Consider the following 7,930-nt stretch of genomic DNA (forward strand, 5'->3'; position numbering starts at 1 on the left):
CGGGTGCGCTTGGTCTTGCGTTCGAATCCGGTGATGCCAAGGCTCATCTGCTTCATGGCGTTACTGTCTCATCCAAGGGGCGCTGCACGGAGGGTTTGCAGATTTTCCTTAGCTGACATGACGGGCATGAAGCTTAGATTGCGCTTTCAGATGAAACCGGACGAGGTAGACGGCTAGCAAAACGCACGGCAGGGTGAAACCCGCTCCAATCGCTGTAGCGCGAAATACATCAAGAGCTTCAAATTGTTTGATTTTCGTATCCGCGATGGGCCAAAGAGCCATTCCAATAATACCGGCAAGGGTGCCATACACAGGCACCCACTTTCTAGCTGGCCTATCTATTACCCAATTGGCACTCATGACGATATGGCACACCCAAGCGAAAAGCATGACCAGTCCAACCAGCGCCCCGCACAATGACTTTGTGCCCGACATAGCTACCAGCATAAGTGACAGCACTATGCCGTACGAGGACAGGAAGTAGCACGTGGCAACAACGGCGAGGCGTCGAGCAATCTTCATGTCAGCTAACGCTCAAGCTCAGGGGCGGCCACGGCGTAGCGCAGTGGAGCCGTGGACGTCCCGCTGGAGCGCGTTGTTAGGCCTCAGTCGTCCGGCAGCAGCTGCGGATTCCACGCGACCTCCCACAAGTGACCGTCTGGATCTTTGAAGTAGCCAGCATACCCGCCCCAGAACGTATCGCGCGCGTGCTTCACGATGACCGCCCCAGCCGCCTCTGCTTGTTTCATGACGGCGTCCACCTCGCTTCGTGACCGAACATTGTGGCCGAGACTAAACTCGGTCGAGCTGGGCGGGCTCAGGGGAAGACCAGAGTCGTGCGAAAGACTAGCGCGCGGCCAGAGGGCCAACGTCAGACCACCATGGAGCTTAAAGAAGGCTACGGCACCGTGCTCGAACTCTTTACCGACAATACCTTCCGTAGCAAAACCCAACCCGTCACGGTAGAAGCGGAGGGACCGCTCGAGGTCCGCCACCCCCAACGTGAGCACTGTGATGCGCGGCTTCATGGTTTTACCTGAGGACTAACGTGCAGCTTGAGGGGCGCGGAGACAGCAAGCGAAGCTTGCTGGCAGAGCGTCCCTCTCGAAGCGATTGTTAGCCGCAGTTTTAGCGAACAACGGCACGATGTTTCCTTTCCTCACCGCGAACCATTTTCCCTTCGCGCATCAGTAGCCCAAGCACACTCCAAGCGAGGTAGTCCTTGGACCCACCAGCGTAATCGCTTTGAAGGCCAAGAGATTTCGATGCGTCGGAATTGGTGATTCCGTCAGGGTTAGCCTGGGCTAGCTCAAGAACTGCAGCCTTTAGGAGTTCCAGGCCAATTTGAGCTTTTTCCACAACGCCAGCGGGAACCGTCAGGCTGCGCCTTGCCTTAGGCGCGGCGCCAGATGGCATTACCGAATTTGTGAGGAGGCCACCCGTGTCCTCAGTACCAAACGCCGCGATTAACTCGGCTTCCAATTTCAGTGCTTGGGCTTCGGTTAGTTCATCAGCAAGTACTGCCGTCACGACTTCGTGACCTTGCTCTTGGATTTCAGCGATGCGTCTTCCTTTGCGAGTCGCATCCACGCGCAAGGTGTGATCCCAGGCGCGATTGCCTGTCCCTTTCCCGATGTAAAAAGGCTTCGCAGGGGAAGATCTTGGATCTTTCAGTGCGTAGATGTAGTAAGGATTCATAGCGCTTGGTTGATCCGTGTGGATGACGGCTAACGTTCGAGCTGAGCCGCCCGCGGAGGCAGGTGCCGCTTGCCCGCGGAAGGACAATACCAACGATGGCCTGGAGTGGGCAAGCGGCGCCTGCCGTAGCGGGTCGGCTCGAGCGAGTGGTTAGGCCGCACTCTTCTTCCACGGGCGTGCGATGGCACCTTTGGTTTCGACGTCCACGTTCGTGGAGGCGCCGGGGAAGAACGATGCGCTGTAGCCTGACAAATCTTCAGGACGGGCCACAAACGTCCCCACGATCTGAAACCGCGCGGTTGTGCCGGCACGAAGCCTGTTGAGATTTACGATGACGCGGGCCCCATCGTTGGCCAGACCGAGAGGGATGTTGAAGCGAGTCTCATCGTTGTTCAGCGTTCTGACACCAAAGATCTTGCAGCCCGGAAAATCAATAGATGGTTTGGTCCGTTCGTCAAATGCGGCCGCCGTCAAGTCAGCGCGACCCTTCAGGGAGACCTCCAAGTTGAAGACAACGATGTTCTGAAGGGGTTGACCTGCCGCGGATAGTTGAAGGTTGTTGTGATAGGTCCGAGGGTCGATGAAGCCGGCTTGAAACAGGTTGAAGATCAGCTTTGGACGGTGAATGACGTTCCGTGCGATGAGGTAACTGATGACTCCGCCACCGAGGAGGCCAATCGCAAGAAATAGGATGTCTTTGCCGTCGATGTTCATGGGGGAGATGGTAAGCGGGCGGGCGCCTGTGCGGCCTAACGTTCGAGGTGAGGCGGGGCCGACGGCAAGGCGGCCCGCCCGCTGGAAGGATGATACGCACAACCTGGAAGCGGGCGGGCTGCCTTGCCGTTGGGCCTCGCCTCGACCGAGGGGTTAGGCCTCAGACTGGTGCTCGAGGGAACTACTCCCCAAACCAGTCTTGTAGCTTCTTCTTAGCGAGCGCTCTGACGCTTTCGTCTATCTGGGTTGCCACTGTTGTGACTGCAAGTGCCAAGACACCGAGGTCGTCTGCGTAGCCAACTGCAGGGACGATGTCTGGTATCGCGTCGATCGGAGAGATGAAGTAGCCCAATGCACCAACGAACGCTGCTTTGGCCCATCCAGGCGTTTCCGGTCGTTGGAACGAGTAGTACAGCCACAAGGCCTTCTCCACGACCTCACTGCCCGCCGTTTTTGCATAGCCGCCCACTTTGGCCCAGAAGCCGTCGTCGGTGAACTCCTTTGCGTAGTCGGGTTGCTTACCTTCTTCGGTGCTCATTGTTTCTCCGTGGTGGTGAGATTTGACTCTGAGGCCTAACGCGCTGTAGGACTCAAGCTTAACCGGACGAAGCTCCCTTGTTGCTGCAAAGCTGCGGCGTTAGGCGTCGCCGTGGCGCCTGCGCGGGTGGCGTGACTGCATGAACGCCGACATGGATGTCGGGAAACCACGGGGGGCCTGCGAACCAAGGGATTGCGACGTACCCGAAGCGCTGCGATTGCCCGCTCTGGGGTTGTGGTGAGGCCTAACGTCTGAATTCACCGGCCTGCGCGGCTTTTCGCGCAGGTCCGGTGGAATGATGGGTTAGCGCAATACGGCTTTTGCTATGGCAGCCCACGGAGCTAACCCCACAAAAATTTGAAGGCCAACGGAAATCTTGCGCTGCCAAGGCGCACGCATGATGTGTTCAAACGCGGTTAGCTGGGGCGAGGGCATGTCCTTCAGAAACCATACGAAGCCGACCAACGGAAAGCCAAGAAGGAGCACGACATGAACGCCGCCAAGATTGCTGCTCGGTGCAGCAACGAGCAGCCACAAGGCAAGCAGGCAGCCCACCACAATATTCAGCTTTCCGAACGCCAGCAAAACACGGCCATCAGGCTGTGCCGCCACCACCTCGCGGAAATAGCGAGAAACCGGCCAGCGTGATACATCTTCAAAAGATTCAGACATAAGCGCTAACGTCCGCCATAACCGGCAGTGAAAAACGGCGCGACGAAGAAGCGCCGCTTTTCACTGTCCGCGTTGATGGCTTGTTAGCTGTTTGTGTCGACATACCTTTCACTACCTTTACATCCGGTAACATCGTACTGTGTACAGCCCCAAAATGGTTTCCAGGTATGACTCGGTTTCCACGGTCGTTTAAGACGCATAGGCGCACCGCATTTTGGGCACAACGGTGCGGACTTGGACGTTTCGACTTTTTCCTTATGATGCTTACGTTTTGCTGAAACTGCATGACCACTCCATATGCCCCATGTGGAGTTTTTTCTTTCGGAAAGCATATCCCATCTAGCTTTCCATCTGCCCTTGTTTTGAGTGACGCCTAATACTTCCGCGAGGAGCGGGCCAGTTTCTTCTGTAAGTTGTTGTGGGACTTCGGCTGCTTTCTGGCAGGTGGGGCACTCTACCTTGATAAGGTTCTTGTCGCTAAACAGGAGAAACTTGATTTTCGTTTCTCCGCAACTAGGGCAGCAGAAGCCATATGTCTTGGTCAATTCACGCAGTTCATCAAGCGTGACAAGTTGCAACCGGCGGAGGTGTGCTTTGACTTGATGAGTCCCACCGCTTGCCCGGTTACTTCTTTCGTGAGTGCAAACAAGCGTGAAATATCTCGTTTTGATGTCACCCCAAATCCTTTCGTGGCCCTTTTCCGGCTCAAGCGCATGATGGAAGTCACATAGCGATACGAGATTGTCTGGGGAATGGGTTCCGCCTTCTGCGACCGGGCGCATATGGTGAACATGCAATTCCAGGCGAGAGGGACATCCAGTTACTTGGCAACGATTGGAATCTCGACTGATAACCACAGAGCGAAGGTACTTCCAAAATGGCGGGTATCCAGGCCAGTGATTGAAGATCTTGAGAATCTGCCGATCTCTTTGCGTCAACTCCGCTGTTGGATCGTGAAAGTGTTTTAGCGTTGGCTCGGCCGGAATGGGGTTGCTCTGCTCCCATTGCTTCTTTCGGCTTAGCCACTCTTCAGTCTTCTGTTTGTTGACGGAGTTTTTCGAATAGCCGACGGCTAAGAGAATGGCAGTCAAAATTAAAAATGCGGGATTTGCGAAAGCGAGAAGGGTGGACGCCCAGCCGAGGAATACCAAAGCGCTTTCTTCCGACTTGTGTTCATACTTTTCACGAAAGCCATCCCATGCAAGTCTCCGTGCTTCCATTGCCACAACAAATTGGCGGCGGAGTACCTCATATCTCTCGGGGTATGAAATCAGTGCTACCTCTGAATAGCACTGCTGACACAGGAACGATTTGTCATTCAATAGAATTCCACGAGCGTAGGTCTTCCCACACAGGATGCAGGGAGCCTTTGCATCGCTTATGGTGTTTTCGTTGTACGCCTCGTTTCGTTCAATAAGCTGCGCTAAGTTTACGCGACTCAGGAACTTCGAAGGGTTGAATTCAGAATGCCAAGTCTCTGTGGTCATGTGAAACAGCTAACACCTGAATTAAGCCGCGCCGCGAAGCGGCGTCGGCTTGAATGAATTGTTAGGCGGCTGAGCCACCGTAGCAATCAGTCGCACTCGATTTCTCGCGTCCCAGTCCATACATACGGATCTGAGCAAACTGTCTCTCCGTTGATGGAGACATCCCAGCCCATCAAGTAGCCGTTGTCTCCAACTAATTGAGCGGCGGCTGCGGTGATCGCTATGCCAATGCAAAGCCCAAAGATTGCCCCGGCCAAGAATCGCTTCATCTGAGTTCCCCTTTCAGTAGCTGATCGGAATCATCTGCCGCCTAACGTAAAGGTGACCGGCCCATTGCCGCAACGTGTCCGCGTCGACCGACCTGTTAGACGTCACGCCGTCGGTCTCGCGCCTAGACATCTGTCCCTCCGAGTGCCTTCTCCACGAGCTGGTCGAAGATGGCTGCCTCTAGCGCAAATTCCAACAATGCCGTGGCCACGTTCCACTCTGATACTCCACCCGACACGGTGAGGGCGCGCGTGAAGATGAGGTCACCTTCCTCGGAAACGTACGCCCCTCCTATGAAGGCCAAGTCTGAGTTAAGACTGTTGGCGGCACTCAGAAGCGCAGCTTCATTCCCAATGTGCCGAGGCGCTACGGCGGACGGCCGAAAAAATCGCACCTGGTGAGGGCCGATCACAGCGACTACGAAGGTTTGGTCGTGAACCCTGACCTTCAAACAGCCGTTCTCGTCGATGTCCGCGGACTTTACGTCTGCCTGGACAAGCGCATCCCGGAGTTGCTCGATCGACAGATTGTCCGGAGAGATCACTGATTGAACTCCAATCGAGGCCAAGCTTGGGCTTCGTGACGTCTAACGTTCGCCATAACCGGCAGTGAAAAGCGGTGCGACGAAGGCGCGCCGCTTTTCACTGTCCGCGTTGATGGCGTTGTTAGCGTTCATTGGTTCTGCGGCCAATTTACTACCGCCATTTGGATAGGACGTTTACCTTCAAGAACCTGTATTAAGCCTGCACGAAGCGCCTTTTGTTCGTCTTCAATGTTTCCGTGCGCCACTGGAGAATACGATGAATTCTTGATGTGTGTTTTGTCAAAGTCGTAGTCGAGAACCTGCGCCATTTTGTGCAACAACTCCACAAGGAGATCAACGCGCTTAACGGCCCACTGTTCTGGGGGCATGGTTTTGTCACCGAGCAAATCTAGATATGCCTTCCAGGCTTCGATAACGGCTTTTTCCTTTTTATTATCTTTATCAAATTCGAGGTCTATTCGGTTGAGCGCGACTACGTGATCCCACGAGACGGTATACGCACGAGTGGCCATTAATGTTTTGAAAACCTGAAGCTTGCGCTCGCGCTCTTCTTTTTTGTTGTCGAGGTAGCGAGTGAGCTGAACCGCGATGATTGGGCCGAGTAAAACGGCTGAGATCATAAGCCAGTCCGCTATTGTCATTGTTTTCTCCGGAGTCATTGAACGCTAACGCAAATTCGACTGCACCGGTAGCGCCGTGTCACATGACAAATCGCTGTGTCACACGATTCCTCCCATGCCAGACGAGACCCCCACCAACCCCAGGCCGCCCCGTCTGTTGGACCCATTGCGCGAGGCCTTGCGAGTGCGTCATCACAGCCTGCGCACCGAGCAGGCTTATGTGCATTGGACGAAAAGATACATCCTTTTCCATGGCAAACGCCATCCTCGCGAACTCGGGGCCGCCCAAGTGCAAGAGTTCCTGACCTGGCTTGCCGTGGAGGGCGGGGGGTCGGCTTCCACCCAGGGGCAGGCCTTGGCGGCCTTGCTGTTTCTTTACAAATAGGTGTTGGGCGTGGACCTACCTTGGCTCGACGAGCTGGTTCGGGCCAAGCGTCCGCAGCGTCTGCCCACGGTGCTCACGCCCGAGGCGGTGGCCGCTGTGTTGGCCCGCCTGGATGGTGTGCACCAGCTGATGGGCAGACTGTTATACGGCACGGGTATGCGGCTCATGGAGTGCCTGCGGCTGCGGGTGAAGGATGTGGATATTGCCCGGCGCGAGATCACGATCCGAGAGGGCAAGGGCGACAAGGACAGGCGCACCCTGCTGCCCGCGGTCCTGGTGCCATACATCGAGCGGCAGCTCGCTGCGGTGACGGCCCTCTGGCGCAAGGACCGGGCCGCCGGTCTGCCGGGGGTGCAGATGCCCGATGCGCTGGCGCGCAAGAAGCCGGGGGAGGATGAATCCCTGGCCTGGTTTTGGCTTTTCCCGGGGCGGCAGTTGTCGGTTGGACCCAAGAAGCGGCATCCGGTGACGTCACCATGCCCATGAGCAGGGCATCCAGCGGGCCATCCGCCGGGCGATGTTGGCCGCAGGCATCGCCAAGCCGGCCAGCGTCCATACGCTGCGCCATTCCTTTGCGACCCATTTGCTGGAGTCCGGGCAGGATATCCGCACCGTGCAAGAACTCTTGGGGTATTCCGACGTGAAGACCACCATGATCTACACCCATGTGCTCAATCGCGGCCCCATGGGTATGGTCAGTCCTCTGGACCGCCTACCGCGGTCGTGACGGGCCGCGCAGCGAATCCCCGTCGGCATACGTCTTCGCATCGAGGAGGGTTACACCAAAACCCGCGCGGTTTGTTTGTACGAATCGCCTCCGCCTAGGAAAGGTCAGCACAACCGCCACTGAAGCGGCTGTTGTCGGCTGATGTGTCAAATGGCGATATCTCGGGCTGTTCGAGCGTCACATGCGGGGGCTTTCGGCCCCGCTCGTGGCGCCGTAGGCCATTTGGCCAAGCCTTTTCAGGCTTTCGGGCGCACTCATCCCTGCGCCCCCATGTTCAA

At 56.4% G+C, this 7,930-nt stretch carries 11 protein-coding genes; 3 read left to right on the plus strand and 8 right to left on the minus strand.

Annotation, left to right across the window (positions count from 1 at the left end):
- Window positions 1–605: 605 nt before the first annotated feature.
- The 8 genes from CTA01S_RS15515 to CTA01S_RS15540 form a co-directional block, all read right to left on the minus strand.
- Window positions 606–1,028, minus strand: coding sequence for a VOC family protein (locus CTA01S_RS15515; RefSeq protein WP_062196776.1), 423 nt, complete (start codon window positions 1,026–1,028; stop codon window positions 606–608).
- 100 nt (window positions 1,029–1,128) lie between these two features.
- Complete coding sequence (locus CTA01S_RS16515; RefSeq protein WP_084362497.1) at window positions 1,129–1,698, minus strand: GIY-YIG nuclease family protein; 570 nt, start codon at window positions 1,696–1,698, stop codon at window positions 1,129–1,131.
- Window positions 1,699–1,848: 150 nt separating this feature from the next.
- A complete protein-coding gene (locus CTA01S_RS15520; protein ID WP_062196777.1) occupies window positions 1,849–2,412 on the minus strand; it encodes a hypothetical protein in 564 nt (187 codons plus the stop codon).
- Between the two features lie 181 nt (window positions 2,413–2,593).
- Window positions 2,594–2,950, minus strand: a complete 357-nt coding sequence (locus tag CTA01S_RS15525) for a YkvA family protein (RefSeq protein WP_062196778.1) — start codon at window positions 2,948–2,950, stop codon at window positions 2,594–2,596.
- Window positions 2,951–3,253: 303 nt separating this feature from the next.
- Window positions 3,254–3,622, minus strand: a complete 369-nt coding sequence (locus tag CTA01S_RS15530; RefSeq protein ID WP_157451398.1) for a hypothetical protein — start codon at window positions 3,620–3,622, stop codon at window positions 3,254–3,256.
- Between the two features lie 83 nt (window positions 3,623–3,705).
- Complete coding sequence (locus tag CTA01S_RS16520) at window positions 3,706–5,109, minus strand: HNH endonuclease (RefSeq protein ID WP_084362499.1); 1,404 nt, start codon at window positions 5,107–5,109, stop codon at window positions 3,706–3,708.
- Window positions 5,110–5,500: 391 nt separating this feature from the next.
- On the minus strand, window positions 5,501–5,920 hold the full coding sequence (locus CTA01S_RS17050) for a YbjN domain-containing protein (RefSeq protein ID WP_062196780.1): 420 nt from the start codon (window positions 5,918–5,920) through the stop codon (window positions 5,501–5,503).
- 128 nt (window positions 5,921–6,048) lie between these two features.
- On the minus strand, window positions 6,049–6,579 hold the full coding sequence (locus CTA01S_RS15540; RefSeq protein WP_371326104.1) for a DUF6680 family protein: 531 nt from the start codon (window positions 6,577–6,579) through the stop codon (window positions 6,049–6,051).
- A gap of 76 nt (window positions 6,580–6,655) precedes the next feature.
- On the opposite strand from CTA01S_RS15540, the gene CTA01S_RS17075 reads away from it, so the two are divergent.
- From CTA01S_RS17075 to CTA01S_RS17085, 3 genes are read left to right on the plus strand one after another with little or no spacing between them, the layout of a single operon-like run.
- A complete protein-coding gene (locus CTA01S_RS17075) occupies window positions 6,656–6,925 on the plus strand; it encodes a phage integrase N-terminal SAM-like domain-containing protein (protein WP_157451400.1) in 270 nt (89 codons plus the stop codon).
- Between the two features lie 9 nt (window positions 6,926–6,934).
- The gene (locus CTA01S_RS17080) at window positions 6,935–7,411 is read left to right on the plus strand and encodes a tyrosine-type recombinase/integrase (protein ID WP_198150900.1); all 477 of its coding nucleotides are present in this window, start codon (window positions 6,935–6,937) and stop codon (window positions 7,409–7,411) included.
- A gap of 31 nt (window positions 7,412–7,442) precedes the next feature.
- Window positions 7,443–7,652, plus strand: a complete 210-nt coding sequence (locus CTA01S_RS17085; protein WP_157451402.1) for a tyrosine-type recombinase/integrase — start codon at window positions 7,443–7,445, stop codon at window positions 7,650–7,652.
- Window positions 7,653–7,930 lie beyond the last annotated feature (278 nt).

The sequence above is a fragment of the Caldimonas taiwanensis NBRC 104434 genome (assembly GCF_001592165.1).
Classification (GTDB): domain Bacteria; phylum Pseudomonadota; class Gammaproteobacteria; order Burkholderiales; family Burkholderiaceae_C; genus Caldimonas; species Caldimonas manganoxidans.